The organism is Polynucleobacter sp. 15G-AUS-farblos (assembly GCF_018882445.1).
In the GTDB taxonomy this organism is placed as follows: domain Bacteria; phylum Pseudomonadota; class Gammaproteobacteria; order Burkholderiales; family Burkholderiaceae; genus Polynucleobacter.
Genome location: NZ_JACVOM010000005.1, coordinates 61,111 through 86,657 on the forward strand (window position 1 = coordinate 61,111; position 25,547 = coordinate 86,657).

Consider the following 25,547-nt stretch of genomic DNA (forward strand, 5'->3'; position numbering starts at 1 on the left):
TCAGAAATGAGCTGAGTTTCAGTGGTTCTATTTCCCCGTTAAGGAGGACCACTTTTTCTTTAGCCAGATTGCTGGCCAAAGGATTTTACGAATTTGATTATGTTGATCTTCTATTTTGGCGATTCTAGCTTGAATGTCAGCATCATAGCGCGCTGCTAATTCGTCAAGGTGTAGGCCGTAGCGTTTTTCAAAAGCAGCATCAAAATGATTCATAGTTTTTATATCTGCCGCCTTCTGTGCAACTACGGCATAGTCAGGACTGACATCATTGAGAACCTGAAAAAGGCTAGGTGTTTGAGTACCGTCTCTTAACTCTACTGATTCTTGTAGTCCAATAATCTTGCTTCGCGCAAAACCAAAATGCAAGGTTAGAAATTGCAAAAGTTTTGCTGGAATAGGGCGGAGGTGACTTGGGTCAAAATAGAAGTTGATTGTCGCTACAGAGATATTTTCTGTATTGGGCGTTTCTAAAATCAGCAATCCGCCGGGTTTCAATACTCTATAAGATTCTTTGACGAGAGTTTGTAGGTCTGCATTACTTAAATGCTCTGCCAAATGAAACCCAGATATGAGTACTAAGCTGTTATCTGCTTGAGCACTCAGTTTAGTTAAAGCATTGCCTTGCTCAACCTTGAGGCCAAGCTTGCGACAATCTGACAGCATGCCTTCATCCAAATCAATACCGCTGGCATTGATTTTTTGCTCGCCTAGGATCTCTAACCATTCTCCACGACCACATCCTAGGTCAAGCGCAGTACCAGACTGATCAAACTTGGGTAGATTCTCTATAAAGGGTTGATAAGCGCGCAGACGCTGTTTAATGAGCTCGCGTGAGCCACGAAACTGATCTTCAAATGCTTTATAGAAGTTGTCGCTCATCTACGGATCTCAATTTCAGGAGGGAGCCAGTTAACACCTAAAAAATGGTCTTGATTGGTATTGATCACACTAAATACTAAAGCATGGTCACGCCATTCGTAATTCTTTGATAAATGGCTATCGTGAGCATGCAGTGCTGCTGCAAGGGAGTAGGTCCCAGGACCTAGATTAGCTGTGAAATTAAGAGTCAACTCAACTTGTTCGCCCGCTTTGAGATTGAGCATCTCTTTGCCAAGATGGTGGGTGTTAGTTCCAAATACGGATTGTCCTACGCGGTCTTTGATCATGTAACCAAAGACCAAAGAATTGATATTTTGCTCGCAACGTATCTTGACGCACAGGCTGACGGCTTGGCCTACTTGAATGACGTCCGTCTCATTTTGATTGGCAACAAGCGCAATAGTGTCAATCTGGCACTCCCCAGTACCAGAGATGGTTTGAACTTTGCCTGACTCCAAGGCTTCTTGACGAACCGTTTGGTTCTCACGATCAGCGATCAGGGCATTGTAGTAATCCATGACTTCTTCTGGCTTACCCTCTAGTGCAATGCCGCCACCGTTTAACAAGATAGCCCGATCGCAAATGGACTGAATCGCCATCTTGTCATGAGACACAATCAGTAAGGTAGTACCTTGTTCCCGAAATTCACGGATACGATCAAAGCATTTATGTTGGAAATAAGCATCACCAACGGAGAGCGCCTCATCCACAATCAAAATATCAGGGCGATGCGCTGTTGCTACGCTAAAGGCTAGGCGCATTTGCATTCCGCTAGAATAAAAGCGTACTGGTTGATCAATATATTCACCAATCTCAGCAAAGGCTTCAATCTTAGACATGAGACGTGAAATCTCATTAACGCCATAGCCCAGTAATTGACCTGCCATGAATACGTTTTGTCTACCAGTAAAGTCGGGGTGAAAACCCATACCTAGTTCTAGCAAGGCTGCCACTCGACCCGTGATCTGAATCTCACCACTATTGGGATGAGATGTTCCTGAAATCATTTTGAGTAGCGTACTTTTTCCTGCGCCATTAGTTCCAATAATGCCAATAGACTCACCAGCTTTGATATCAAAATTAACATTTTTTAATACCCAATTGAGTTGGTGGCGCGGGTTACCAAATGGGGTCATCCATTCGATGAGGCGTGACCAGCGGCTTGGGTAGCGCTTATAGGCCTTGCCTAGATTGCGAACGCTGATAGTGCCCATTTAGAGTTCGTCCACTATTTCACCGGAGTGTTTGCGGAATAATGCAAATCCGAGGTAATTAAAAATAATGGTTACAAGCACTAAAGGCCATAGGCTTGACCAGTTAGGCTCAATCCCTTTGGTAAAGATGTTTTGGTAAGACTCAGTCAGGGCGAATAAAGGGTTGAGTGCCATAAAAGGCCTAATGGATTCAGGAAGAATATTTGCTGAGTAAACAATGGGGGTGAGCCAGAACCAAAATTGTAAAAAGATGTTGTAGAACTGGCCTATGTCTCTAAAGAAGACATTGAGGACTCCCAAGGTAATGCCCAGTCCAATTGCAAATGCAATCTGCAAAATGAGAAGGGGGATACAGGCAAAAAAGATCATCCCAGGAAAAGTACCAGTGATGATTAAAAAGAGCGTAAACAGGAGAAAAATAATGCCAAAGTTGAGTAAGGCATTGAGGATGACAATAACCGGGAGGCAGATTCGCGGGAAGCTGAGCTTCTTCAGTAAATTGCCGTTATCAATAAAGACAGATTGCGCCTTGGTCGTAATTTCAGAAAATAGGGACCAAGTAATGATGCCGATACATAGATAAATACTGTAAGCAAAAGTACTATCAATTCCTGGTAGCTTAGCCCGCATGATTTGCGAAAAAATCACCGTATACACGAGGATCATCGCTAAGGGCTGAATAATCGGCCAAGCTATCCCAAGCAAGGAATTGCGATATTTAGATTGAAATTCTCGCTTAACACTTCCAACTATGAAAGCGCGGTATTTCCAAAGGGAAGACAGGCTGTTACTGAGCATTCACAGAGCTTAACAAATTATTTACCAAGGAGTCCGTACTTTCTTTCCAGGTCAGATGGGTCATCCCGCCTGATGTAGGGTGCTTCTGATTCTGATAAAGCGTAAGCCAGGACTGTACCGCCTGTGCATACTCAAATGCATTATCTGCTTTGTAGTAAAAGGCATGATCGCCAGCCACTTCTCTAAAAACGGGAATATCACGTGCAATGATGGGAATGTTCTTGCTGGCCGCTTCAATGAGTGGAAGACCAAACCCTTCCCCAAAAGAGCCAGCAATTAAACAGGTGCTGGCATGGTAGAGCTTTTCCAGGTACTCATCACTAATGCTTTCAAGCCAAAATAGACGCTGATTCAGTTCCGGATGGGATTGAATTTTTTGAATTAATTCTTCTACCAGCCATCCCTGCTTACCGATGAAGACTAGATTGACGTCAACGCCTTGCGACCAAAGTACTTCAAATGCTTCTAATGTTTGCGCATAGCCTTTGCGGGGTTCAATCGTGCCAATTAATACAAAGCTTGTTTTAGCTGAGATATGTTCTAGTGTTTCTGTCGCATTTTCTGGTAATCCAGTGCTTGGAGCGGAGTTAGCAATATCAGCCCCAAGGTGAAACCATGAGACCAAGAAATTTGATGGAAGGTTCGGGATATTATCTTTTGCCCACTCCACATAGGTATCTGCAACAGCCTTGGATATGCAGAAGATGCCGTCATATTTACTAATTTCTTGAATCCACTTGGAGTGAACTTCATCAGTGCCATCAGGGAATGCCCATGGTAAAGCGATCGGCAGCAAATCATAGACAACAAAATAGACTTTGAGGCCATTCAAGTATTGCGCTGCTAGATATTGCTTTTGTGCTTGCACAACATCAGCCTGTAAATCTAAGCCTAGGAAAACATCGCCTGGCTGGGTAGTGATAGGCTCTTCAAGAACATCATCCTCAGGTAGACCCAGGTAACGAGCCTTCAGTCGATTGGCGTAGCGATAACCTAGATGAAAATTATTGGCGTAAATTGGCTGAACGCTATAGCCAGCAGGAGGATTGAGTAGGAGCTCGCTCAATAGTGAACGAACAACGCGTTGGATGCCTGTTTTGGCATCACGCTTGTTGAGCTCGGATACGTCTATTAGAAGCTGCTTCTCTTTTTTGGGTGCGGGGAAATTTTGCGCTAAGCAAGCTGATAATGAAACCATCTGCTCTTCGCTTGGGATGAATGGCAGATTGATAATCTTTTTGGTCAGAACTTCAGGCCAATGATCTGTTGCATTGGAGATGCGATTTGGCTTAGCAATCGATTCAAATGCCTTGATAGCACGTTGAGCACAAAAATCCCAGGAGAATTGCTTGGCATTCTCTTTGCCTAGGATTTTTAAGGAATCTAATAACTGGGGATTGGTTAAAACTTCTTGAATCTTATTAGCAATTGAATCGACGGAAAGAGGGTCAAAAAGTGCCTGAGGATTCTGAATGACCTCGGGAATGCTAGTGGCATTGGAGCCAATGACTGCAGCGCCTGATTTCATGGCTTCTAGAGCTGGAAGTCCAAAGCCTTCATGCCAAGATGGGAGGATGAATAGTTTGCAGGTGTAGTACAAAGTCTGCAATTCATCATCAGTAATATAGTCAGCAAAGATAATATCTTCAATACTTAAACCATTTTTACCGATTGCCTTAGTGAGTTCAGGCATTTCGCTACTATCAATCCTGCCAGCTAGAACTAATTGATGTTGATTCCTCAGTGACGGATCAAGCTTTGCATAGGCCTGGAGAAGACGCTTTAGGTTTTTTCTAGGATCAGCCCCGCCGGTATAAAGAATAAAGGGCTTTGAAATTCCCAGTTTTTGATTCAAGGCCGCTATATTAGTCTGTGGGGAGTGGTCTTGAAAGAATGGGTCCACAGCGGATGAAATATTCACAATCGAGTCTTCTTCAAATCCCAAGTGGTCTGCACCTTCTTGTCGAGAAAATTCGGATATTGCTAATAAGCAATTTGCCTTTTTTAAATCATTCAACTTACGAAGATAGTAGTTGGCATAGTTTTTGTTCGGCTCGAGATATTCCTTTGGATTGAGGAAAGGAATTAAGTCGTAAAAGGAGATGCTAATCGGGTAGTTATAATCAACTCGCCCAATGCTTGTAATGGCATTATCTCCATAGCCTTCAAACATACTGCTGATATGAAGCACATCAGGATTTAAGTTGGCAATAAAGGCTTCGCGAATGAGTTCTGCTGACTCCCTGAGGTTCTGAGTTCCAGGGTTACATTCTTTCGTTGGGCCAGGAGCATACCAAATGTGAATATTTTCTGATGGAAGGATTCCAGAAAAAGCCTCCCTGATGGGTTTAATCGTTTCTCGAAATAATCCATTTAGTACTAAGAGGACTTCATGATCCCCTGCATTTTGGGCAATGGCTTTTGCTAGCGAAAGAGAGTAGCGACCAATTCCTCGAAAACGGCTTGAGCTTTGAGCCCCCTGTAGATCAATAACGATACGCATGCTTATTTCTCTTTGCTGCCGGATGATGCTTGTGCTAGAAATTGCTGATAAATCAGTTTTGCTTGGGAAGTGAGATCAGCAGAAGTAATATCAACAATTACGGGGCCAATCATTTGATCTGAGTATTCTTCATTTAACTTTAAAATACTTTTGTAGTAAAACTTTTTAATTTTTTTATGAAGTCCTGATTTGTGGAGATGGTACAAAATCTTCCCATGTAATCGTGGGTGACGATTCAGGAAGTTAAAGACAAGCCTATATAGCTTCAGAATGCTGGTTTTGATGAGGCTTTTGAGCTTATTTTTCATGCAATTGTGTTGGTCTTCAGTATCCCGAGATTATATTGCCTCATGGACTTGGGGGCCTGATTTAGGCTGTGCTTGCTGAACGTAGGATGCCTAGGGCACCAAACTCAAAAATAGATACTCAAAGAAGATGATTAGGTGCACTACACCTTGTACGAGGGTCGTTCTTCCAATAGCCAATGTAAGGGCGCCAATAAAGAAGGATAGATACATCAAGACCATGTTGAGAGAGCTGATGCCCAGACTTAATTGCAGGTCAAAAATGATAGCAATAGCAGCAACAGTCGGAATGGTTAAGCCAATACTCGCTAGAGCTGAGCCCAGTGCAAGATTGAGACTGCTTTGAAGTCGATTGGCGCGTGAGGCGCGCACGGCAGCAAAACTTTCCGGCAATAGAACGAGCAGCGCAATGGCAATACCGACTACTGTCTTAGGAGCGCCAATGGCTTTAACGCCAGCCTCAATGGCGGGGCTGAGTGCTTTCGCTAGGCCAACTACGGTAACCAAAGAAACCAACAGAAGACCAGCGCTGATCAGCGTTTTCGTATTGCTGGGTTTAGGGGCATGTACGCTGCTATCGGTCTTCTGCGCTTTGGATTTTGGAAGGTAGTAATCGCGGTGGGTTACTGTCTGAAAAAATAAAAATGCAGCGTAGAGTACAAAAGAGGCAATGCCAGCAAAAGCCAATTGGCTCTTAGTAAAGTCTGGTCCAGGAGTGCTCACTGTAAACATCGGCATTACCAAAATAAACGTGGCTAATGCAGTGAGTACTGCAAGTGCAGAGTTGGTTCCCTCGTTGCGGAAAGAGAGCTCGTGATGTTTGAGGCCGCCGACAAAAATACAAAGCCCAATAACGCCATTCATGATGATCATGACGGTTGCAAAGATGGCATCACGAGCAATAAATTCTGAACCCGCATTACCAGTAAGCATCATCGATACGATTAAAGCCACCTCGATGACAGTGACACTCAGTGCAAGCACTAAAGTTCCAAAAGGCTCACCAACTTTATGGGCAATGACTTCAGCATGATGAACCGCTAAGAGGACGGCCCCAATCAATGCGGCACCCAGCAAAAAAATAACCCAAGTTTGATTTAGTAAAGTTGTCATAGCAGCTGGTTGGGGCAAGGATAGTCAATAAGGGGTAAGCTTATAGCATTTACAAGTCAATCTGAAAAAGCTATGAAAGCAATCATTCTCTTTGGGCACGGGGCGCGGGATGCGCGTTGGCGAGAGCCCTTTGATCGCTTGGCAACACTATGGCAGGAGCAACATCCAGGTACACCAGTAGAGCTCGCCTTTTTGGAGATGATGCAGCCCTCACTAGAAGATGCGGTGAAGTCTCTTTGTGAAAAGGGCACAAGTCAAATAACAGTAGTGCCTGTCTTTTTTGGGCAAGGTGGTCACTTACGCAATGACTTTCCAGCACTACTTGAGGCATGCCAAAAGCAATACCCCAATCTCAAACTAAGCGCTACGCCTGCTGTGGGCGAAGACTTGGCTGTCTTGCAAGCCATTGTGGATTTCGGAGCCAGAGCCCTCTAAATTTTTTGCGCTTTGCTTCAGCGCTTCGCCAATCATGATGAGTGCGGGCGAGCTTGTATCAAACCATGAATCGGCTTTACCTGCGGCCAACTCTGAGAGAGTGCTAGACCACTGACGCTCACGCGCTGTGCTGACTGCTTCTAATATTTGCACAGGAGTATCGAGTCCGTGATTAGGGCTTTTCTCAATGAGCTGCTGCGCAATGCGTGCCGCGTCTTTGCGACCCATGTAATACACCAAAGTGTCGGCACTTGGATTAGCAAGGGGCTCACCCAATCCAGGATTATCAGTGGCTTGGGCCAGTGTCACAAAGGCAACGCTACGAGAGATGCCGCGCAAGGTGAGTGATTGACCAATACTGGCTGCACCAGCTAGAGCAGCGGTGATGCCTGGGACTACTTCAACAGCTATGCCAGCATCCTTTAGCGTGCTGAGCTCCTCATCGGCACGACCAAATAGCATGGGGTCGCCACCCTTAAGACGTACAACTGTTTGATATTTATGCGCCGCATCAACTAGACGCTTATTAATGAAGTGCTGCGCAGAAGATAACTTACCGCAACGCTTACCGACTAGTACTAAAGTCGCTTGTGGGCATAGCGCTAACATTTCCGGCTCGACTAAAGCATCATGAAAAACAATATCCGCTTCTGCGAGTAATTTCGCACCTCGAACGGTAATGAGGTCAGCGGCACCAGGTCCAGCACCTACTAGATACACTTTGCCGAGAGAGTTCGCGGTATTCATCTTAAGAATTCAGTAGTGAGCGCTCTAATTGTGAGCGTTTATTGCGCCAACTATTTTGGGTGGTGACAGTAAACAAATTAAATTGATTTAAACCAACATCAATACTTTGATCTGGACGTAATTCAAAGCTATCAAAGCCCACACGTGCGCCTTGAAGTAATTGATCAATCAGGACATCACCAATTGCCCGAATCTCGCCTTGCCAGCCTAAACGGTCGCGCAATAAGGCGGCGGTACTAAAGCTTCGACCATCTCTAAAGATGGGGAAATGGGCTGCTACTAAAGGCCATACTTTTTTACCGGCTTCAATGACGTCAGCATGTTTCAGAATATCTTCATCAGCGGCAAACCAGACGCCGATTTCACCTTTGCTGGCACGCTCGATAATGTCGGCATTCTTGTGATGGGTAATCCACCAATGAAAAGGCACCAAGACTTTATGGGCGCCATGCTCTAGATCAGGAATGCCACCCTCGTCTAGTTCACCATTCCATACCTGCCATTCATTCTGGATGAGAGAGGGTTGGCCACCCTTAGGAAAACGAATCACTTGAGGGTTAAATTGAATATTGGCTAAAGTAGTCATGAGGCAAGAGCTCCCTCTGCATTCGGCTTATGCACCTTTGCTTTTGCATTGAGATATGCTGCCTCTTTAAATGGCGCAACTCCAAGACGACGATAAGTTTCGATGAATGATTCTTCACCGTCACGTTGCCCAACATAGGTATTGATAATGCTGGTCATGACATCCGGAATCTCATTGGCATAAAAAGACGGGCCAATGACTTTGCCAATAGCAGCATCATTGCCTTGTTCGCCGCCTAAGGTAATTTGATACCACTCTTCACCATCTTTATCAACGCCAAGTACCCCAATATTGCCAACGTGATGATGGCCACAAGAGTTAATGCAACCAGAGATATTGAGACTGATATCACCCAGGTCATACAAATAATCGAGGTTATCAAAACGCTCCTGAATCGCCTTTGCAATCGGTAATGACTTGGCATTAGCTAAGGAGCAGAAGTCACCACCAGGACAGGCGATGATGTCAGTTAGTAAGCCAATATTAGGCAAGGCAATTTTTTGCTTCTTAGCCTCTTGCCATAAAGCGAGGAGTTGAGTCTGTTCTACATCGGCTAGCACGAGATTTTGTTCATGCGTAGCACGTAGCTCACCAAAGCTAAATTGATCAGCTAAATCAGCGATGGCATTCATCTGCGCAGTAGTGGCATCACCCGGCGCAATGCCATGATGTTTTAGAGAAAGAATCACGCTGGCATAGCCAGGTACTTGATGGGCTCTGACATTGCGCTCATGCCAGCGGGCAAATGCAGCCTTCTCAGACTCAGGCACTCCAGCGATAAGTTGCTCAGTACTGAGCGCGCCCAATGTTTTATAAGTCGGCTTGGTGAAATGCTGTGCGACGCGATCCCATTCAGCCTGAGTAAAGTTGTCATCACCATGAGCAATATGCGCCCACTCACCTTCAACTTGGCGAGCAAACTCTTGCGGGCCCAGAGCTTTGACTAGGATCTTGATGCGCGCCTTGTAGAGATTGTCGCGTCGGCCAAAACGGTTGTAAATGCGCAGTAGAGCAGTTAAGTAGCTCGGCAGTAATTGCCATGGCAAATCTTCTTTAATGAGCGATCCCAATATCGGTGTCCGACCCATGCCGCCACCAGCATAGATGTTGGCTAATAATTGACCGGCAGCATTCTTCTTGAGTTCAATGCCTACGTCATGGCAAAGCAATACCGTACGATCTTCTTTTGCGCCATTGATCGCAAATTTAAATTTGCGAGGGAGGTGAGCAAACTCAGGATGTAAGGTTGACCATTGACGCAGTAGTTCGCAAATCGGGCGAGGATCAACATATTCATCTGCAGCAACTCCAGCAAATGCATCGCTGGTGATATTGCGAATACAGTTTCCTGAAGTTTGAATCGCATGCATCTCTACTTTGGCTAATTCAGCCAAAATATCGGGAGTCTCTTCTAGTGTGACCCAGTTGTACTGAATATTTTGACGGGTAGTGAAGTGGCCATAGCCCCGATCATATTTTTCAGCAATCAATGCCAAAGTACGTAATTGTTTAGAGTTAAACAAGCCGTAGGGAATCGCAACCCGCAACATATATGCATGTCGCTGGTGATAAAGCCCATTTTGAAGACGCAGTGGACGAAACTCTTCTTCCGCCAGGGTGCCATTTAAGCGTCTAGAGACCTGATCTCGATACTGGGCAACCCGTTCATCTACAAGGGTTTGGTCGATGGCGTCATATTTATACATAAGAGCGCCATTGTCATATTGATCAGATATTTCTCAAACGAATTAAAAGTCCTTTCTATATATGAATATGGGTATATAGGAATATTCCCCAAGGCCAAAGCTTGAAAACTCTGTTTCAATGCATCTAAGGATGTATTTCCTCAATAAGAACCATAAAACCACGGAGATAGGATGAAAAAACTACAGGTTGCCAGCCTCATTGCAGGATTACTGGCCAGTGCCGCCATTTTTGCGGCTGATGCCCCTAAAACCCCATTGCCCATGAATGCAGGTCAGGGATTTTCTCAGGAAGGTCTCAAGCGAATTGATGCCTTCTTTGCAAATGAGATTGCGAACAATCGGATGCCAGGCGCAGTATTGGCCGTTGCTAAAAATGGCAAGCTCAGTATTTATAAGTCATACGGTTATTTGGATAAAGCTAATAACAAGCCAATGACGAACGATGCTATTTTTAACTTGGCATCGATGACTAAAGTAATGGCCTCCGTTAGCGCCTTAACTATTTATGAAGAAGGCAAGATGCCTCTGAATGCGCCTATCTCAAATTGGTTACCTGAATTTAAAGAGATGAAGGTAGGACAAGTAGATGCCGAAGGAAAGCTGAACTTAGTTCCCGCAAAAAATCCCATCACCATTCAGGATCTGATGCGTCATACGAATGGCTTAACCTATGGAGGTAGGGGTGCTACACCAGTTCATAAAATGTACCCATCAGGTTCTGCGGTTGCTGCGATTCAATATACCCCTCAAGAGTTTATCGATAAGCTAGCTAGTGCACCCTTACTGTACGAACCTGGAACTGTCTGGGATTATGGGTTTGGCTTAGATGTCTTGGGCATTATTCAAGAGAAAATTGTTGGACAGCCCTTAGGCACGGTAATGCAAGATCGTATTTGGAAGAAAGTGGGTATGCCTGATACCACATTTGATCTGGCGGAAAAAAATCGTCCTCGCTTGGCACAGCCGCTTCCAATCGATCCTATTTCTGGTAAGCCACAAAAAGTCGATATTCTGACTAAAAAAGTGAAATTTGACTGCGGTGGTTCATGCGCTTACTCAACTGCTGGAGACTACATTCGCTTTGGTCAGATGTTGCTCAATGGTGGAAGTCTAGAAGGCAAAAGAGTACTTGGCCCACAGACAGTTGCTTTCATGACATCGAATCATTTGAATAAGGATATTCGCAATAATGTGGCAAACACTGAACCTGCTCGTATCGGATATGGCTTTGGATTGGGAGTTGCAGTGCGCATGGAGCGCGGACTTGCAGCAAACAATGGCAACGTTGGCGACTATTCCTGGAATGGCGCTTACGGTACTGTTTTCTGGGCTGATCCAAAAGAGCAGATGGTCGTTGTCATGATGGGTGTTGCGCCTGGAGATATTCGCAAAATCCACCGCGAGCAATTGAACTCCGTAATTTATGGAGCGCTTGAGAAGTAAATTCTTGAAGCTTGCACTAGAAAAGAAAAGCCCCGATGATTCGGGGCTTTTTTATTTATAGCCATTAAAGGCTATGGAGTTAAATATTCTATTTGACAGAATCTTTAATACGGAATATAATGTCGCATGATTCATTCATTCGCATGCAAAGAAACTGAAGACTTATTTAATTGCAAAGTCGCTCGTAAATTTAAAAATTTTGAACGAATTGCCCGACGCAAATTATTGCAAATGCATGCTGCTACTAATTTGCTGGATTTACGAGTTCCACCTGGCAATATGTTGGAGAGTTTGCAGGGAGGGCGTAAGGGCCAACACAGTATTCGTATTAATGGCCAATGGAGAATATGCTTTATTTGGAAAGAGGATGGCGCACACAAAGTAGAAATTGTGGATTACCACTAAGGAAATATGATGACGAAACTACTAGATGAAATTCACCCTGGCGAGATATTGCTTGAAGACTTCATGAAGCCTATGGGTATTACTGCTCGTCAATTGGCTGCCGATATTGACGTATCACCAAGTCGAATCAGTGAAATTGTGCACGGATCTCGACCGATTACTGCGGATACAGCTCTACGTCTCGGTATATTTTTCACCATGGACCCACGGTTTTGGATGAATCTTCAATCTGAGTACGACATGAGAATGGCAAAGCGAACGCTTCAAAGAGTAATAGAGCCGAGGATTAGAGTCTTTAAGATCGCTGCTTAAAGTCTAAATTCTCGATAGTGCCGATACAGATTGGCGATGGAAGCAAATCCCAAGACAACAATGAGTACTGAAAAAAGGTATTCAGCACTTAGGTAGGTAAAGACTCCGAAGTGAATCAGTATCACTGCGGCAATAAAGGCCCCAATTGAGCCAAAGGCTACTAACTTAAAGTTGGGAATAAAAGCGCCCAAGGTGATGGCGGCAAAAATGAGATACAACTCAGAGACCAATTGATCTGCAGTTACAAAAATACGATTAGTTTGTTCTGGATCAATTAATTTACCCACCACGGCAAGGATCAAGATGGTTCCCAAGATAGCAAAGTTCAACTTTGCTTTGCTTAGAATGAGTTTGAGTTGATCGTTCATGATGCTTAAGAAGCACTACCGTTAAATACTAGGCTCATGCCTATCCAAAGGATGATGAAGGCAATCAATATGGTGGAACCAATCTTCTTGAGGAAGTACTCAAGAGTGTCCATATAGGCTTCATCCCCTTTGCCAAAATAGTGATCAAAACGCTTCCAATAGAGGCGCCCAACCACTAGAGGAAGAAGCATGGCAACAATGCCCAAAATGATTGTCAAAGTATTGCTCATATTGATGGATATTCTTTCATGCAAATCATGGCTAAGTCAGATACTTAATTTAGTACCGGAAAGTCGTACAGGATACATGGGTTATCGACCAGGATCGATTTTCGTAGATTTGGGTCTCTAACCCATTCCCCAAAGAGGTCGCAGAGATCGGCATCATGCGGCATTTGCCTTTTAACCATAACGTGGGGCCAGTCGCTCCCCCAAATTAACTGCCTAGGGTTAGCTTGTATCACCGCATCATTGAATATGCGCATCTCTTGATAAGGCAGATTGCTGTCGCAAATCCGATAGGGCCCTGTCATTTTGACCCATGCCTTACCTTGCCGCATGAGTTCAAGCATACCCTGGAAGCCGGGCTCACTTACACCGTGCTTTGCATGAGAATAACCAAAGTGACCAAACACGACATCAACTGGAAAGTTCTCAAATACGGTTACTAAATCTGGATATTCATTTACGTGCATCAGTAGCTCAAGGTGCCAGCCAAAAGATGCAATTCTGTTTGCAAGCTTAGTGAGATATTGAATGGGTAGTCCAGCACTTTTATCAGCAACATCCACAATATTGCATCGCAATCCTCGCACGCCTGCTAAGTGAAGTTGTTCCAACTCCGCGTCGCTTGCATTATCAGCAATGACAGCAACCCCATGAAATTTTTCAGGATGGCTTTTGAGGGCAGCCACCATAGCGCGGTTGTCGCTGCCATACACGCTCGGCTGTACTAGGACTGCTCGATCTACGCCTAATGAATGCAGTAGACGCGTGTAGCTTTCTAAAGTGGCATCTGGCGGTGTGTAGATACGCTCTTGTGCGTAGGGAAATTGATCAGCTGGACCGCAAACGTGTGCATGGCAATCAACAGCACCCTTCGGAAATTGAATCTGTGGTGATCGAATTTCCGAATCGGGTGCTTGGCAGAGTGGTGCAGTATTGCTATTGAGGCTCAATTGCAGCTTCTTTGGCAATCTTCTGATACTTCGCTATTTCTTCGCGAACAAACTTGCTAAATTCTGCAGGGCTCATCGGTGTTGCTTTGATTCCTTTAGTTTCATAAGCCGTTTTTACGTCGGGCTCTTGCATGGATTTATTAATACTTTGATTAATCTTGTTCACGATTGCAGGGGGTGTACCTGCAGGTGCCCATACGCCAAACCACAAGCCAATCTCAAAGTTTGGGTAGCCTTGTTCAGCAATGGTGGGAATATCTGGTACAGCGGCATTGCGAGTTTTACTGGTAATACCCAGGGCACGGACTTTGCCACCTTTGAGTTGTGCGCTAGCCGTATCCAGTGGGGCCATATAAAACGCAGTGCGTCCAGCCATTGTGTCCTGGATAGCCTCAGGGGATCCCTTATACGGAACGTGAATGAGTTTCACACCCATCAACTGATTGAAATACTCTGCAGCAAGGTGGGTTGAACTACCTACGCCGGCTGAAGCAAAGGTAATTTCTCCAGGCTTGGATTTAGCAGCTATCACTAAATCCCGAATACTTTGATAAGGGCCATCCGCAGCAGTGATCATGACATAAGGTGTTTGCCCAAGAATGGCAACATCAATCAAACTTTTCAATGGATCGTAAGGCAGCTTTTTATAAATGGCTGGATTAGCAGCGTAGGATGCTGATTGCACCAATAAGGTGTAACCATCTGGCTCGGAGTTCACGACAACGCCTGTGCCAATGAGACCACCTGCTCCGGGACGATTTTCAATAATGACGGATTGCTTCCAGGTTTCGGAGAGACTTTTCGCTACTACACGTCCTGCTATGTCTGCTCCCGATCCAGTGGTCAATGGAACGACCATTTTGACTGTGCGATCAGGATAGCTCTGTGCTTTACTTTGGGCTTGGCTAATGCTGGTGGTGACGGCAAGCCCAAGACCGAGGGTTAGGCTGAGGAAGCTAAGGGCAAACTGCCCTGGGCGTTTATTTGTATGCATCTTGTCTCCTTCAATATTTTTTATAGTTTCATTGGATAATCTACCATGCTCTCAAGATTACATAAATAACAATATCTAAAAATACAGAGAAAGCGGAGACAAATGACTCAGAAGCCAGAACACCAGACAATTCAGCTCAACGGACTAGAGCTAGCCTATCGATTTGATGGCCCCGAAGATGGCCATGTTGTTTTGATGGCCAATAGCTTAATGTCAAACTATTCGATGTGGGACTGGAATGTGCCTGCCTTGGCAGATCGCTATCGTGTATTACGTTACGACAAACGAGGGCATGGTGGTAGTCAAACTACTCCGGGGCCATATTCCATTTCTCAATTAGCGGATGATGCAGTGGCGCTGATGGATGCCCTAAAGATTGATAAAGTCCATTTCATTGGCCTATCGATGGGCGGCATGATTGGTCAGCAAATGGGTGCTCGTTATCCTGAGCGCGTCTACTCCTTGTCATTGTGTGACACCGCCAGTGAGATGCCTCCAAGAAGTTTATGGGAAGATCGATTTGCAACTGCTCGCAAGGACGGTATTCCTGGCTTAGTAGACGGAACCATTCAGCGTTGGTTTACGGCACCCTTTATTGAGCGCGCCCCACAAGATATTGAAAAAGTTCGCCAAATGATTTTGGGAACTGGGGTTGAGGGTTATATTGGCTGCGCAAGTGCAGTGAGAGATATGGCGCAAACCACCATGCTCTTAAAGATTAAGGCGCCCACATTGATTTTGACTGGACGCCAAGATCCAGCCTGTACAGTAGAGCAAGCAATCGTTCTGAATCGGATGATTGACGGATCAAAGCTAGTGTTAATTGAAGACGCCGCTCACTTGTCTAATATTGAACAGCCTGCCGTCTTTAATCAGACGATTCGGGAATTTATTGATTCGGTAGATAACACCCTATAAGTAATTGCAGTATTTTTTTGAAGTACCCCAACAGGAGAATTAAATGGCTGACCCAACTATTGATCAAGTAAAGCAGATGCGTGCCGCAGTTCTAGGTGCTGCCGCAAAAGTACCAGGTGCTTTAATTGGTTTAGGAATTTTATTTATCGTGCTCGGTATGATTGGGGTTGCAGGCCAGACACTATTCTCCTTTGTCTCTATCAATGTGCTTGGCGCCTTTTTAATTCTTGGTGGTGTGCTCCAAGGTGCGCATGCAATGCAGTCGCATGGCTGGAAGAGTGTTGGTATTCAAATCATCCTCTCTGTTTTATACATTGCAGCTGGCTTTTATACTTGGGCCTTTCCCATTCCAGCGCTTGAAGTAATTACTCTGTGGCTTGCAGCAATCTTTTTTGTCACTGGCTTTCTGCGTTTGGTTTCCGCTTTCCAGCACCGTGTTTTTGCTGAATGGTTTTGGTTGGTGCTCTCATCAGCGATTTCTATCTTGATGGGTGTTCTGATTATGAATAGCTTCCCATCCTCAAGCTTGTGGTTGCCCGGCCTTTTGATTGCTATTGAGCTGTTATTGCAGGGCTGGTCGCTGCTCTTCTTGGGCTTTGCTGCTCGCTCACTCACCAAATAAACACCACTCATTAATAGACTTCAAGAGCAACAGCCATGGCAATGAAAAAAACAGATCTTTTTAAAAACAAAGGATTGGCTGTTGCTAGTCGCATGAAAAATGCGGCCAAAGCACCGAAACCCGGTAGCGCTGAAGATAAAGTCTTAAGTAAAAAGGAGTTGGCGCAAGCGAATCCCTTGCTGGCTTCCTTGATGGGAAAAGCCAAGCCGAAATCTAAATAGATTCAAGAGTATTTCAATATCATGAGTCAGCGCTTTCATTTGGGTCTAAAAGTTTGTGTATTTGCCATTACTTCTCAAGCACTCTTCTCCTCGGCACAGATTGCGCCACCTGCAAACTACGATCAGAAGTTAAGTGACGTCATCGTAAACGCAACGCGTTCTGATACTCCGCTGGATCAAATACCGCTGAACACTACTATCCTTACCAAGGAAGTATTAGAGTCATCACCTGATCAAACGATTGATCAGGTTTTGAAAAATGTGCCTGGTGTTTTTCTCAATGATGTTCCCTACTATCAAAAAGATCCAACGGGACAGAGTATTAACGTGCGCGGTCTAGGTTATGGGCGAACTCTCGTTCTGATTGATGGCTTGCCTGCAAACGATGCCTTCTACGGTACTGTGCAGTGGAACCAAATGCCTTTGTCATCGATTGAGTCGGTTGAGTTTGTTCGCGGAGGGGTCTCAAGTCTGTGGGGTAACTATGGCATGGGCGGTGTGATCAACGTCAATACCAGAACTCCCAAAAATAGCTCTCAAGACGTCACTGCGAGTTATGGTTCATTTGGTACTGGCAATGTATCCGCCTCTAAAGATTTGATCGTCTCTGATGCCATGCAAATGCGGTTTTCGGCAGATTACTTCTCGAGCGAAGGATTCCAGAACTACGCCACTATTTCTCCTGGATCACCTAGCAATATTAAAAATGGTATGGGGACTGATACGGTAAAGAACACCAATGTCCGTTTGCAAAATTACTTTAAAGCTACTCCCGATACCAATGGATTCTTTCGGATGGGCTATAGCACGATGGCTGATCTCAGTAATAACTATGCCATTGCGCCGAACTTGATTCAGACTGCAGATGTAGCTGGTGGCACTACGACGCAGCTTGATGTGGATAAAAAGACGCAAGTGAATGTCTATTACCAGTCCACCAACTTTTATAAGCAGACGGCAAATAATTTAAGCACTGCACCCAATAAGCCATACATCAACGCTAACTACACTGATCCCTATACAACCTTAGGCGCTTCTGCACAGTACACGCATGACCTGAAAGCGGCTGGCATCGATCAATATATATTGGGATTAGATGCCAGAAATATTTCCGCATCCAATCAAACCAATAATTTGGCTCCGTCTAGTGCTGTGACTTCAGTCAACTATGCACAAGGACAGCAAAACTTTTACGGCTTGCTTGGGCAGCTCAAATCAAAATCGAATGCGCTTCCTGTGGAAGCAACCTTGGGCGCCAGGGTAGATGTTTGGAATAGTCAAACGCCTACTTACTACAACCAAAACACGGGTAGTGCGGCTACCTATCAAGCTATTCCTAATAAAAGTAAGACGCAACTCAGCCCCTCTCTCGGCCTTTTATACAAGGCGAATAGAGACTGGGATCTGCGTGGTGCTGCTTATCAGGCCTTTCATGCCCCCAGTATGAATAACACCTTGAGAAGTTATGGGTCTGCTGTGGGGGGTTGGTATTTAGCTAACCCAAACCTAACGCCTGAAACTATGACGGGTTACGAGGTGGGTACTGACTATCGCTGGCGTGGCGGCTTTGCGCAATTTACCGCATTTAATAACTATATTAATAACGCGATTACGAGCTACAAGATTACGAGTGCAAATGCAGCCTTTGCGAATAGCCTGTGTAGCGCTTCAGGAATTACTGGTTGTGTACCTAACGTTGGTGGTAGTGGATTTACAAACGTCAACTATTACACCAACCAACAGAACCTCTTAAGCCGTGGTATTGAAATTCAATATCATCATGATGTGAATTCTCGCTGGGCTCTTGATGGTGGTTATAGCTATACCCGAACTGTTTTGACCTGGAGCGCCACCAGTGACCCTACCAACACCCAAGTTGGTGGCGTACCCAAAAATATGGCAACCGCCGGTGTGACCTATTACCCTGTGCCTCAAGCCAGCATCACTACCAACGTGCGTTATGTCGGCAATTCCTGGATGTCTACAGGTTCATTGCCCGTGCCAGCTTATGCAGTCGTTGGCTTAAAGGCCAACTATCAAATTAATTCTCAAGCCTCTGTATATGCTTCGATTGTGAACTTATTGAATCGTCAATATGTGACTTTTAATATTGCTTCGCAGGCAACAGCGTATCAAGCAGGCATGCCCCAAGCAATTACCGTTGGCGCGCGGATTAATTTCTAAAATTCTTGGTGTAATGAAACTCACACCCTCGCAAACACCATCACAGCCCCAATCTCTTTTCTTAATTGATTTATTGAAGGTGGTGGCGGCTCTATTAATCATTCTTCATCATCTTTCCAGTTACGGGCAAATAGCGGAGGATGCACGCGCTGTTTTGCCGGGGCTGATGACTTGGTTATTTGAGTATGGTCGTTATGCCGTACAAATCTTTTTAGTGATGGCAGGGTACCTCGCAGCACAATCCCTTAGTCGCTTTGCAAGTAAGAGATTTAGTTCGCAAGGATTGCTTAAAGTCATCTTGAATCGATATCTGCGCCTGTTTAGTCCCTATGCTGCCGCACTGATTTTTACGGTCTTCTGCGCTTACATTGCACGACATTGGATCAACGATGAGTTTGTAGGTGAATCCGAGACATTAGGGCAATTCTTGGCCCACCTCTTTTTTATTCAAGGCATCTTAGGCTTAGATTCTATTTCTGCTGGTGCTTGGTACATCGCAATTGATTGGCAGCTCTATTCGGTTTTAGCGATCTTGCTAATTTCTTTTCCTAGCTACCAAGCAGTCATTTGGGTCATCAGCATACTGGCCGTGAGCTCGCTATTATTTTTTAATCGCTCCGGAACCTATGAGGCCTATTTCATTTATTTCATTGGCTCATACGGGCTTGGTGTCTTGGCTTATCTAGCCAAGTGTTTTGAAAACTCGAATGTCAATCGTTTAGCTAAAACAGCCTTGATTGTGATTGGATGCATTATTACCATTTCTTCTTTACAGCAGGTTTGGTTAAGAAACTTCCTAGCTTGGTTTGTCGCTATAGCTCTCATGTTCTGGGGAGATAAGCCGTATCCGATATCGCATCAGGGCAACTCTGTTTATCTGCAGGCTATTTCCTGGGGAAGCCTACGCTCCTATAGTGCATTCTTGATCCACTTTGCTTTTATCTTATTGGCTAATACTTTGTATATTGAAACCGGAATGCATACTCACGAGAGCGGTGCACTGGCATTGACTCTGATGTTGGGGGTGGTGGTTTGCAGCACGGTAGCTGCGAATTATTTATATCGATGGGTTGAAGTGCCCTCGCTGAAGCTGAAGGTCTAGAGCCCCATGTCTTTGAGGACGCGGAATATTTCTCGATAAGCCTTTGGAGGCTTATTCTGCTCTCTTTCTTTGCGCGCATTCCGAATTAAGGTACGCATATTTTGAATATCCATATCAGGATATTGCTCAATCATCTTCGTAAATGTCTCGTCATTCGCAATTAAGCGATCACGATAGCTTTCTAAAAAATGCAGCTTAGCGGTTTCAGCTTTGCTTACACCCTGAATAGCATCCAAACGTTTTTGTATGGCATCCAGTTCTTCGTCATCCAAGAAACGCATCAATTTGCCAAGATACTGTTTGTGGCGGCGAATGGCTTCGAAGCTTTTTATTTTGTTGGTCTCAGCAATAGCCGTTTTGATTGCCTCATCCAACGGAATGGTTTTTAGTGCATCACTACTGAGTGCCGCCAGAACTTCCGCCAATTTCTGACGTTCGGTCATTTGACGCTTTAGCTCGGACTTACTAGGGCCCTCATCTGGCTCAGCAAGCTTAGGCGTGCGGTTTTTCTCATTAATATGCATTGCGTCATTTTAGACGGGTATTGAAATGATTGATTCAGAACCTGGATTTCGGACTTTGGTAAATAATAGACAAATCTTGCTTTTTGACCTTAAGACATGACTTCTGCAAATACTTACGACTACATCATTATTGGAGCGGGTAGCGCTGGCTGCATGCTGGCTAAACGCCTCTCTGAAAATCCTGCCAAGCGGGTATTGCTGATTGAGGCTGGGAAAAATGACAACTACATTTGGATTCATATTCCAGTGGGTTATTTGTATTGCATAGATAACCCAAGAGCAGACTGGCGTTTTAAGACAGTGAATGAAAAGGGTCTGAATGGGCGCTCACTCTTGTATCCACGCGGTAGGGTGCTAGGCGGGTGTTCTTCAATCAACGGCATGATTTACATGCGTGGTCAGGTTGGCGATTATGAATCTTGGGTACAAGCTACAGGCGATGATGCATGGTCTTGGGAAAATGCCCTGATACGCTATAAACAGTTTGAGGATTACCACAGCAATGCAAATGAATGGCACGGCAAAGGCGGTGAGTGGACTGTATCGAAGCAGCGCTTACGCTGGCCCATCATGGATAAATTTAAAGAGGCAGCTGTAGAAGCCGGTATTCCGGCATCAGATGACTTTAATCGGGGCGATAACTTTGGCGTTGGATATTTTGATGTGAGTCAACGCGCGGGTTGGCGACTCAATACTTCAAAAGCATTTTTACGGGATGCAGCTATGCGCTCCAATCTCACTGTGATTACTGAGGCAATGGTGAGCAAACTCAAGATTGATGCAAGCAGTAAAAATTGCACCGGAGTGGAATACATCAAGGATGGCACCACTGTAGAAGCCCATTGCGCAATTGAGCAGGGTGGAGAAGTACTCTTATGTGCTGGTGCAATTGGTAGCGTGCAAATATTGGAGCGCTCAGGCGTAGGCGCAGCAGCGCATTTAGATTCATTAGGCATTCCTGTGATTCAAGACTTGCCTGGGGTTGGAGAAAATCTACAAGACCATTTGCAATTGCGCATGGTCTATAAAGTCAGTGGCATTAAAACCCTAAATACCAAAGCCAATACTTTGTGGGGCAAGATGATGATTGGTCTAGAGTATTTGTTCAAGCGCTCAGGGCCAATGTCTATGGCTCCTTCTCAGCTAGGTGCTTTTGCTTATAGCTCGCCAGAGCAAGTGAGTGCAAACGTGGAATATCACGTGCAACCTTTATCGCTAGAAAAGTTTGGTGATGACCTACATTCTTTTAATGCATTCACTGCGAGTGTGTGTAACGTAAGACCTACTTCGCGTGGTAGCGTTCATATCAACTCCACTGATCCAGAAGCGCCACCCCTCATTCATCCGAATTACTTATCCACCGATGAGGATAGAAAGGTCGCGGCTGATTCATTGCGACTCACTCGTCAGATTGTGCAAAGTCCAGCATTAAAACCTTTTGCTCCAGAGGAATATAAGCCCGGTATGCAATATCAAACTGATGAAGAATTGGTGAAAGCGGCAGGAGATATTGGTACGACGATTTTTCATCCCGTGGGTACATGCAAGATGGGGCGTGCAGATGACCCAATGGCGGTCTTAGATTCTGAATTGCGTGTGAGAGGAATTCATCATCTGCGCGTAGTCGATGCCTCAGCGATGCCGACGATTACCTCTGGTAATACTGCGGCGCCAACGATGATGATTGCTCAGCGTGTTGCAGAATTGCTCACGCGTGAATAGTGCCCCCATTCAAAATCTCTATCGGACTGATCGTCTCCCTGTAAGCCACCTGCTACTGGCCTTAGCCATTGTGGCAGTGTGGGGCACTAATTTTGTGGTGATTAAAGTCTCGCTTGAGGCTTTTCCTCCATTCTTATTTGCTGCATTGCGCTACATTTTTGCCTTATTACCGTTGGTTTTCTTTTTCGCGAAGCCAAAGGTTCCCTGGTGGAATCTCTGTGTTTATGGAGTAGCAGTTGGGGTTTGTCAGTTTGGCGTGATGTATTTCGCCATTGATGGCCGAATTTCTCCGGGCTTGGCCTCTTTGGTTATTCAAACCCAGGTATTTTTTACTATCGGCTTTGCCATGTTTTTCGCAAACGAAAGATTGAAGCTATACCAAGCGATGGCCGTTGCTATAGCCCTCATCGGTTTATTAATTATTGCGCTGCACACAGATTCCACAACAACATTCTTGGGTTTAGCGCTAGTAGTGTTTTCTGGGCTCTCTTGGGGGGTGGCTAATACTGTCAGCCGTCGTGCCGGCTCCATCAATATGTTGTCCTATGTGGTTTGGGCGAGCGCTTTTGCGATTCCACCATTGCTTCTGATCTCTTTTGTGTTCGAGGGTGGGTGGGGCGGTATGAGTCTTGCAATCGCTAGTGCGCCAATAGGGGCCTGGCTTGGTGTCCTATGGCAGGCCTGGGGCAACACCCTTTTTGGCTATGCCGCTTGGGCATGGTTGTTATCAAAGCATTCAGCCGCCTTGGTAGCTCCTGCCCCATTATTGGTACCCATCTTCGGGATAGGGGCATCTGCTTATTTTTTAAGTGAGCCCCTGCCAACATGGAAACTCTACGCAGCGGGCTTTGTAATGATCGGTTTAGTAATTAATTTATTTTGGCCTACGCTAGTCGCTAAATTCGGGCGAAATGCGGTTTAACAAAATAGCCTCTGGGCTAATGTAAAACCCTAATATCCAGCCCTTTTTTTGCCCTAGCATTAACAGTAAGATAGCAATTCGTTATCAGAAGTATCAATAAAAAAGTTTTTATTTAATTAGTTATTTTTAGTCATGGAGACTTTATGAATATTCGTCGTCACATTTTTGCAGTAGCTGCTACTGCGTTGTTTGCATCTGGTGCTTATGCTGCCGATATCAAACTTGGTTTATCTGGCCCATTTACTGGTGGTTCATCTTCAATGGGCGTGAGTATGCGTGATGGCGTGCGTTTAGCTGCCAAAGAAATCAACGCTGCCGGTGGTATCAACGGCGATAAAATCGTTTTGGTTGAGCGCGACGATGAAGCAAAAAATGAGCGTGGCGTGCAAATTGCACAAGAGTTGATCAACAACGAGAAAGTAGTTGCTACTCTTGGTTACATCAATACTGGTGTTGCATTGGCTTCACAGCGTTTTTATCAAGATGCCAAGATTCCAGTAATGAATAACGTTGCTACTGGTTCTATCTTGACTAAGCAATTCCCTAACGCACCAGAGAACTATATTTTCCGCAATGCTGCTCCTGACAATATTCAAGCACCATTGATCGCTAAAGAGGCGGTTGAGAAGCGTGGCTTGAAGAGAGTAGCGATTTTGGCTGACTCTACAAACTATGGCCAGTTGGGTCGTGAAGACTTAGAGAAGGCCCTCAAGACTTATGGCGTAACACCAGTAGCGGTTGAGAAATTCAACATTGGTGACGTTGATATGACTTCACAATTGCTCAAAGCAAAAAATGCTGGCGCAGATGTGATTTTGACTTATGCAATTGGACCAGAGTTGGCGCAAATTGCTAATGGTATGACCAAGTTGGGTTGGAAAAAACCAATGATCGGTAGCTGGACATTATCTATGGCCAGCTTTATTGATACAGCGGGTAAGAACGGTGACGGCGCAACAATGCCACAAACCTATATTCAAACTCCATCAACAACCCCTAAGCGTAAGTCCTTCCAAGAGGCTTACTTAAAAGAGTTCAAGCCAAAAAATAACAACATCGCTTCCCCAGTTTCTGCCGCTCAAGGTTACGACTCTGTATACCTCTTGGCTGCAGCGATCAAGCAAGCAAAAAGCACTGAAGGTCCAAAGATCATCGCAGCATTGCAAGATCTGAAGACCCCTGTTGATGGCGTTGTTATTACTTACAACAAACCATTCTCTGCAACTGATCACGATGCCATCAAGATGAAAGACGTAGTGATGGGTGTAGTTGAGAACGGCCGCGTTGAGTTCTTGAATGCTGAGGATGCAACAGCTAAGAAGAAGTAATCCCTTCTAGTTGGGCAGTAGGGACATTTATTCCGCACTGCAACATAAGTTAAAGTAAAGCGCCGCCCAAAAGGCGGCGTTTTGCTTACAATGTCGGATTCGTCAATAAAACAGTTTTAAGTATATTTAGGCCAACACCATGGAAATGCTTGCACAAATCCTTTCGAGCGGTATAGCGGTGGGGATGATCTACGCGGTCATCGCTTTCGGCTTCCAGCTCACTTTTGCCACATCAGGCACCTTGAACTTCGGTCAGGGTGAGGCTTTGATGTTAGGCGCTCTTGTAGGTCTCACTTGTGTGGACGCCTTTGGCATGAACTACTGGCTCATGATTCCAGTCGTTTGTCTATTCGGCATGATCCAGGGTAGCTTTGTAGAGTTGATTGGTGTGCGCCCCGCAATCAAAATTAAATCTGAGTTTGGTTGGATTATGTCCACGATTGCGCTCGGTATTATTTTCAAGAACGTTGCTGAAAATATTTGGGGTCGCGATGCATTGCCATTCCCATCACCATTGCCAATGGAGCCAATGAGCTTCTTAGGTGCCAACATTTTGCCAATGGAAATCTTGGTTGTTTTTGGTGCTTTAGCCATGATGTTGTTGGTTGAGTTCTTCAATCGCAAAACTATTTACGGTAAAGCGGTAGTTGCTACTGCAAACGACCGCGATGCGGCTGGCCTCATGGGCATCAACACCAGCATGGTGATTACCTTCTCCTATGCTCTCTCCTCTTTGACTGCAGCCTTTGCTGGTGTATTGATTGCGCCTTTAACTTTGACTGGCGCAACCATGGGTGGCGCTCTCGGTTTAAAAGCATTCGCTGTCGCGATTATTGGCGGCTTGTCTAGCGGAATGGGAATTATTGTGGGTGGCTTGATTCTCGGAATTGTGGAAACGGCAACTGGTTTTTATATTTCTACTGGCTATAAAGATGTGCCAGGTTTGATCTTGCTCTTATTGGTGCTTGCATTCAAACCATCTGGTCTCTTCGGCAAATCTGCAATTAAGAAAGTTTAAT

General features: G+C 45.0%; 27 protein-coding genes. 13 read left to right on the plus strand and 14 right to left on the minus strand.

Going from position 1 to position 25,547, the window contains the following annotated elements:
- Nucleotides 1-27: 27 nt before the first annotated feature.
- From ICN41_RS09060 to ICN41_RS09085, 6 genes are all read right to left on the minus strand, one after another.
- Entirely contained in the window at nucleotides 28-879 is an 852-nt protein-coding gene (locus ICN41_RS09060) for a bifunctional 2-polyprenyl-6-hydroxyphenol methylase/3-demethylubiquinol 3-O-methyltransferase UbiG (protein ID WP_216292602.1), read from the minus strand.
- A complete protein-coding gene (locus ICN41_RS09065) occupies nucleotides 876-2,093 on the minus strand; it encodes an ABC transporter ATP-binding protein (protein ID WP_216292603.1) in 1,218 nt (405 codons plus the stop codon). Before ICN41_RS09065 ends, ICN41_RS09060 begins: the two co-directional genes overlap by 4 nt.
- On the minus strand, nucleotides 2,094-2,891 hold the full coding sequence (locus ICN41_RS09070; RefSeq protein ID WP_216292604.1) for an ABC transporter permease: 798 nt from the start codon (nucleotides 2,889-2,891) through the stop codon (nucleotides 2,094-2,096). It abuts the gene before it with no gap.
- Nucleotides 2,881-5,394, minus strand: coding sequence for a glycosyltransferase family 1 protein (locus ICN41_RS09075; protein ID WP_216292605.1), 2,514 nt, complete (start codon nucleotides 5,392-5,394; stop codon nucleotides 2,881-2,883). The genes ICN41_RS09070 and ICN41_RS09075 overlap by 11 nt, the downstream gene beginning before the upstream one ends.
- Nucleotides 5,395-5,396: 2 nt before the next feature.
- Nucleotides 5,397-5,702, minus strand: a complete 306-nt coding sequence (locus ICN41_RS09080) for a hypothetical protein (protein WP_216292606.1) — start codon at nucleotides 5,700-5,702, stop codon at nucleotides 5,397-5,399.
- A gap of 90 nt (nucleotides 5,703-5,792) precedes the next feature.
- On the minus strand, nucleotides 5,793-6,812 hold the full coding sequence (locus ICN41_RS09085; protein ID WP_216292607.1) for a calcium:proton antiporter: 1,020 nt from the start codon (nucleotides 6,810-6,812) through the stop codon (nucleotides 5,793-5,795).
- A 42-nt stretch (nucleotides 6,813-6,854) separates the two neighbouring features.
- On the opposite strand from ICN41_RS09085, the gene ICN41_RS09090 reads away from it, so the two are divergent.
- On the plus strand, nucleotides 6,855-7,247 hold the full coding sequence (locus ICN41_RS09090) for a sirohydrochlorin chelatase (RefSeq protein ID WP_370629124.1): 393 nt from the start codon (nucleotides 6,855-6,857) through the stop codon (nucleotides 7,245-7,247).
- On the opposite strand, the gene cobA is transcribed toward ICN41_RS09090, so the two are convergent.
- Genes cobA through ICN41_RS09105 form a run of 3 tightly spaced genes read right to left on the minus strand, consistent with a single transcriptional unit; the run spans nucleotide 7,170 to nucleotide 10,286 of the window.
- Nucleotides 7,170-7,994 carry a uroporphyrinogen-III C-methyltransferase gene (gene cobA / locus ICN41_RS09095; RefSeq protein ID WP_216292609.1) on the minus strand — a complete coding sequence of 275 codons (825 nt, stop codon included), beginning with the start codon at nucleotides 7,992-7,994 and terminating at the stop codon, nucleotides 7,170-7,172. The genes ICN41_RS09090 and cobA overlap by 78 nt on opposite strands.
- Nucleotide 7,995: 1 nt before the next feature.
- A complete protein-coding gene (locus ICN41_RS09100) occupies nucleotides 7,996-8,580 on the minus strand; it encodes a DUF934 domain-containing protein (protein ID WP_216292610.1) in 585 nt (194 codons plus the stop codon).
- A complete protein-coding gene (locus tag ICN41_RS09105) occupies nucleotides 8,577-10,286 on the minus strand; it encodes a nitrite/sulfite reductase (RefSeq protein ID WP_216292611.1) in 1,710 nt (569 codons plus the stop codon). Before ICN41_RS09105 ends, ICN41_RS09100 begins: the two co-directional genes overlap by 4 nt.
- 171 nt (nucleotides 10,287-10,457) lie before the next feature.
- Between ICN41_RS09105 and ICN41_RS09110 the strand changes: the two genes are divergently transcribed.
- The 3 genes from ICN41_RS09110 (at nucleotide 10,458) to ICN41_RS09120 (ending at nucleotide 12,446) form a co-directional block, all read left to right on the plus strand.
- On the plus strand, nucleotides 10,458-11,729 hold the full coding sequence (locus ICN41_RS09110) for a serine hydrolase (protein WP_216292612.1): 1,272 nt from the start codon (nucleotides 10,458-10,460) through the stop codon (nucleotides 11,727-11,729).
- Between the two features lie 126 nt (nucleotides 11,730-11,855).
- Nucleotides 11,856-12,134: a type II toxin-antitoxin system RelE/ParE family toxin gene (locus ICN41_RS09115; protein WP_216292613.1), complete on the plus strand. Its 279-nt coding sequence runs from the start codon at nucleotides 11,856-11,858 to the stop codon at nucleotides 12,132-12,134.
- Between the two features lie 9 nt (nucleotides 12,135-12,143).
- A complete protein-coding gene (locus ICN41_RS09120) occupies nucleotides 12,144-12,446 on the plus strand; it encodes a HigA family addiction module antitoxin (RefSeq protein ID WP_216292614.1) in 303 nt (100 codons plus the stop codon).
- On the opposite strand, the gene ICN41_RS09125 is transcribed toward ICN41_RS09120, so the two are convergent.
- The 4 genes from ICN41_RS09125 to ICN41_RS09140 are packed head-to-tail and all read right to left on the minus strand — an operon-like array spanning nucleotide 12,443 to nucleotide 14,985.
- Complete coding sequence (locus ICN41_RS09125; RefSeq protein WP_216292615.1) at nucleotides 12,443-12,814, minus strand: hypothetical protein; 372 nt, start codon at nucleotides 12,812-12,814, stop codon at nucleotides 12,443-12,445. The genes ICN41_RS09120 and ICN41_RS09125 overlap by 4 nt on opposite strands.
- Nucleotides 12,815-12,819: 5 nt before the next feature.
- Nucleotides 12,820-13,044 (minus strand): hypothetical protein, encoded by a 225-nt coding sequence (locus ICN41_RS09130; RefSeq protein WP_216292616.1) that lies wholly within the window; start codon nucleotides 13,042-13,044, stop codon nucleotides 12,820-12,822.
- 44 nt (nucleotides 13,045-13,088) lie between these two features.
- Nucleotides 13,089-13,991: an amidohydrolase family protein gene (locus ICN41_RS09135; RefSeq protein WP_216292617.1), complete on the minus strand. Its 903-nt coding sequence runs from the start codon at nucleotides 13,989-13,991 to the stop codon at nucleotides 13,089-13,091.
- Nucleotides 13,978-14,985: a tripartite tricarboxylate transporter substrate binding protein gene (locus ICN41_RS09140; protein WP_216292618.1), complete on the minus strand. Its 1,008-nt coding sequence runs from the start codon at nucleotides 14,983-14,985 to the stop codon at nucleotides 13,978-13,980. Before ICN41_RS09140 ends, ICN41_RS09135 begins: the two co-directional genes overlap by 14 nt.
- 102 nt (nucleotides 14,986-15,087) lie before the next feature.
- Here ICN41_RS09140 and pcaD point away from each other — a divergent pair, with 102 nt between their 5' ends.
- From pcaD to ICN41_RS09165, 5 genes are read left to right on the plus strand one after another with little or no spacing between them, the layout of a single operon-like run.
- On the plus strand, nucleotides 15,088-15,903 hold the full coding sequence (gene pcaD / locus ICN41_RS09145; RefSeq protein WP_216292619.1) for a 3-oxoadipate enol-lactonase: 816 nt from the start codon (nucleotides 15,088-15,090) through the stop codon (nucleotides 15,901-15,903).
- 43 nt (nucleotides 15,904-15,946) lie between these two features.
- Nucleotides 15,947-16,525, plus strand: a complete 579-nt coding sequence (locus ICN41_RS09150; RefSeq protein WP_216292620.1) for an HdeD family acid-resistance protein — start codon at nucleotides 15,947-15,949, stop codon at nucleotides 16,523-16,525.
- 35 nt (nucleotides 16,526-16,560) lie between these two features.
- Entirely contained in the window at nucleotides 16,561-16,746 is a 186-nt protein-coding gene (locus ICN41_RS09155) for a hypothetical protein (RefSeq protein ID WP_216292621.1), read from the plus strand.
- Between the two features lie 21 nt (nucleotides 16,747-16,767).
- Complete coding sequence (locus ICN41_RS09160) at nucleotides 16,768-18,930, plus strand: TonB-dependent receptor (RefSeq protein ID WP_216292622.1); 2,163 nt, start codon at nucleotides 16,768-16,770, stop codon at nucleotides 18,928-18,930.
- 13 nt (nucleotides 18,931-18,943) lie between these two features.
- On the plus strand, nucleotides 18,944-20,032 hold the full coding sequence (locus ICN41_RS09165) for an acyltransferase (protein WP_216292623.1): 1,089 nt from the start codon (nucleotides 18,944-18,946) through the stop codon (nucleotides 20,030-20,032).
- On the opposite strand, the gene yjgA is transcribed toward ICN41_RS09165, so the two are convergent.
- Nucleotides 20,029-20,556, minus strand: coding sequence for a ribosome biogenesis factor YjgA (gene yjgA / locus ICN41_RS09170; RefSeq protein ID WP_216292624.1), 528 nt, complete (start codon nucleotides 20,554-20,556; stop codon nucleotides 20,029-20,031). The two genes, ICN41_RS09165 and yjgA, sit on opposite strands and share 4 nt — an antisense overlap.
- A gap of 96 nt (nucleotides 20,557-20,652) precedes the next feature.
- On the opposite strand from yjgA, the gene ICN41_RS09175 reads away from it, so the two are divergent.
- The 4 genes from ICN41_RS09175 (at nucleotide 20,653) to ICN41_RS09190 (ending at nucleotide 25,546) form a co-directional block, all read left to right on the plus strand.
- Nucleotides 20,653-22,278, plus strand: a complete 1,626-nt coding sequence (locus ICN41_RS09175) for a GMC family oxidoreductase (protein ID WP_216292625.1) — start codon at nucleotides 20,653-20,655, stop codon at nucleotides 22,276-22,278.
- Nucleotides 22,253-23,200, plus strand: a complete 948-nt coding sequence (locus ICN41_RS09180) for an EamA family transporter (RefSeq protein ID WP_216862329.1) — start codon at nucleotides 22,253-22,255, stop codon at nucleotides 23,198-23,200. Before ICN41_RS09175 ends, ICN41_RS09180 begins: the two co-directional genes overlap by 26 nt.
- Before the next feature lie 143 nt (nucleotides 23,201-23,343).
- Nucleotides 23,344-24,528, plus strand: a complete 1,185-nt coding sequence (locus tag ICN41_RS09185) for an ABC transporter substrate-binding protein (protein WP_216292626.1) — start codon at nucleotides 23,344-23,346, stop codon at nucleotides 24,526-24,528.
- A 139-nt stretch (nucleotides 24,529-24,667) separates the two neighbouring features.
- A complete protein-coding gene (locus ICN41_RS09190; protein ID WP_216292627.1) occupies nucleotides 24,668-25,546 on the plus strand; it encodes a branched-chain amino acid ABC transporter permease in 879 nt (292 codons plus the stop codon).
- The last annotated feature ends 1 nt before the right edge of the window (nucleotide 25,547 follow it).

Coding starts and splice junctions, on each gene's coding strand:
- ICN41_RS09060 (WP_216292602.1), bottom strand. CDS start 879: ATGAGCGACAACTTCTATAAAGCATTTGAAGATCAGTTTCGTGGCTCA.
- ICN41_RS09100 (WP_216292610.1), bottom strand. CDS start 8,580: ATGACTACTTTAGCCAATATTCAATTTAACCCTCAAGTGATTCGTTTT.
- yjgA (WP_216292624.1), bottom strand. CDS start 20,556: ATGCATATTAATGAGAAAAACCGCACGCCTAAGCTTGCTGAGCCAGAT.
- ICN41_RS09165 (WP_216292623.1), top strand. CDS start 18,944: ATGAAACTCACACCCTCGCAAACACCATCACAGCCCCAATCTCTTTTC.
- ICN41_RS09190 (WP_216292627.1), top strand. CDS start 24,668: ATGGAAATGCTTGCACAAATCCTTTCGAGCGGTATAGCGGTGGGGATG.
- ICN41_RS09070 (WP_216292604.1), bottom strand. CDS start 2,891: ATGCTCAGTAACAGCCTGTCTTCCCTTTGGAAATACCGCGCTTTCATA.
- ICN41_RS09150 (WP_216292620.1), top strand. CDS start 15,947: ATGGCTGACCCAACTATTGATCAAGTAAAGCAGATGCGTGCCGCAGTT.
- ICN41_RS09120 (WP_216292614.1), top strand. CDS start 12,144: ATGACGAAACTACTAGATGAAATTCACCCTGGCGAGATATTGCTTGAA.
- ICN41_RS09105 (WP_216292611.1), bottom strand. CDS start 10,286: ATGTATAAATATGACGCCATCGACCAAACCCTTGTAGATGAACGGGTT.
- cobA (WP_216292609.1), bottom strand. CDS start 7,994: ATGAATACCGCGAACTCTCTCGGCAAAGTGTATCTAGTAGGTGCTGGA.
- ICN41_RS09075 (WP_216292605.1), bottom strand. CDS start 5,394: ATGCGTATCGTTATTGATCTACAGGGGGCTCAAAGCTCAAGCCGTTTT.
- ICN41_RS09155 (WP_216292621.1), top strand. CDS start 16,561: ATGGCAATGAAAAAAACAGATCTTTTTAAAAACAAAGGATTGGCTGTT.
- ICN41_RS09125 (WP_216292615.1), bottom strand. CDS start 12,814: ATGAACGATCAACTCAAACTCATTCTAAGCAAAGCAAAGTTGAACTTT.
- ICN41_RS09080 (WP_216292606.1), bottom strand. CDS start 5,702: ATGAAAAATAAGCTCAAAAGCCTCATCAAAACCAGCATTCTGAAGCTA.
- ICN41_RS09140 (WP_216292618.1), bottom strand. CDS start 14,985: ATGCATACAAATAAACGCCCAGGGCAGTTTGCCCTTAGCTTCCTCAGC.
- ICN41_RS09065 (WP_216292603.1), bottom strand. CDS start 2,093: ATGGGCACTATCAGCGTTCGCAATCTAGGCAAGGCCTATAAGCGCTAC.
- ICN41_RS09085 (WP_216292607.1), bottom strand. CDS start 6,812: ATGACAACTTTACTAAATCAAACTTGGGTTATTTTTTTGCTGGGTGCC.
- ICN41_RS09130 (WP_216292616.1), bottom strand. CDS start 13,044: ATGAGCAATACTTTGACAATCATTTTGGGCATTGTTGCCATGCTTCTT.
- ICN41_RS09185 (WP_216292626.1), top strand. CDS start 23,344: ATGAATATTCGTCGTCACATTTTTGCAGTAGCTGCTACTGCGTTGTTT.
- ICN41_RS09175 (WP_216292625.1), top strand. CDS start 20,653: ATGACTTCTGCAAATACTTACGACTACATCATTATTGGAGCGGGTAGC.
- pcaD (WP_216292619.1), top strand. CDS start 15,088: ATGACTCAGAAGCCAGAACACCAGACAATTCAGCTCAACGGACTAGAG.
- ICN41_RS09160 (WP_216292622.1), top strand. CDS start 16,768: ATGAGTCAGCGCTTTCATTTGGGTCTAAAAGTTTGTGTATTTGCCATT.
- ICN41_RS09110 (WP_216292612.1), top strand. CDS start 10,458: ATGAAAAAACTACAGGTTGCCAGCCTCATTGCAGGATTACTGGCCAGT.
- ICN41_RS09115 (WP_216292613.1), top strand. CDS start 11,856: ATGATTCATTCATTCGCATGCAAAGAAACTGAAGACTTATTTAATTGC.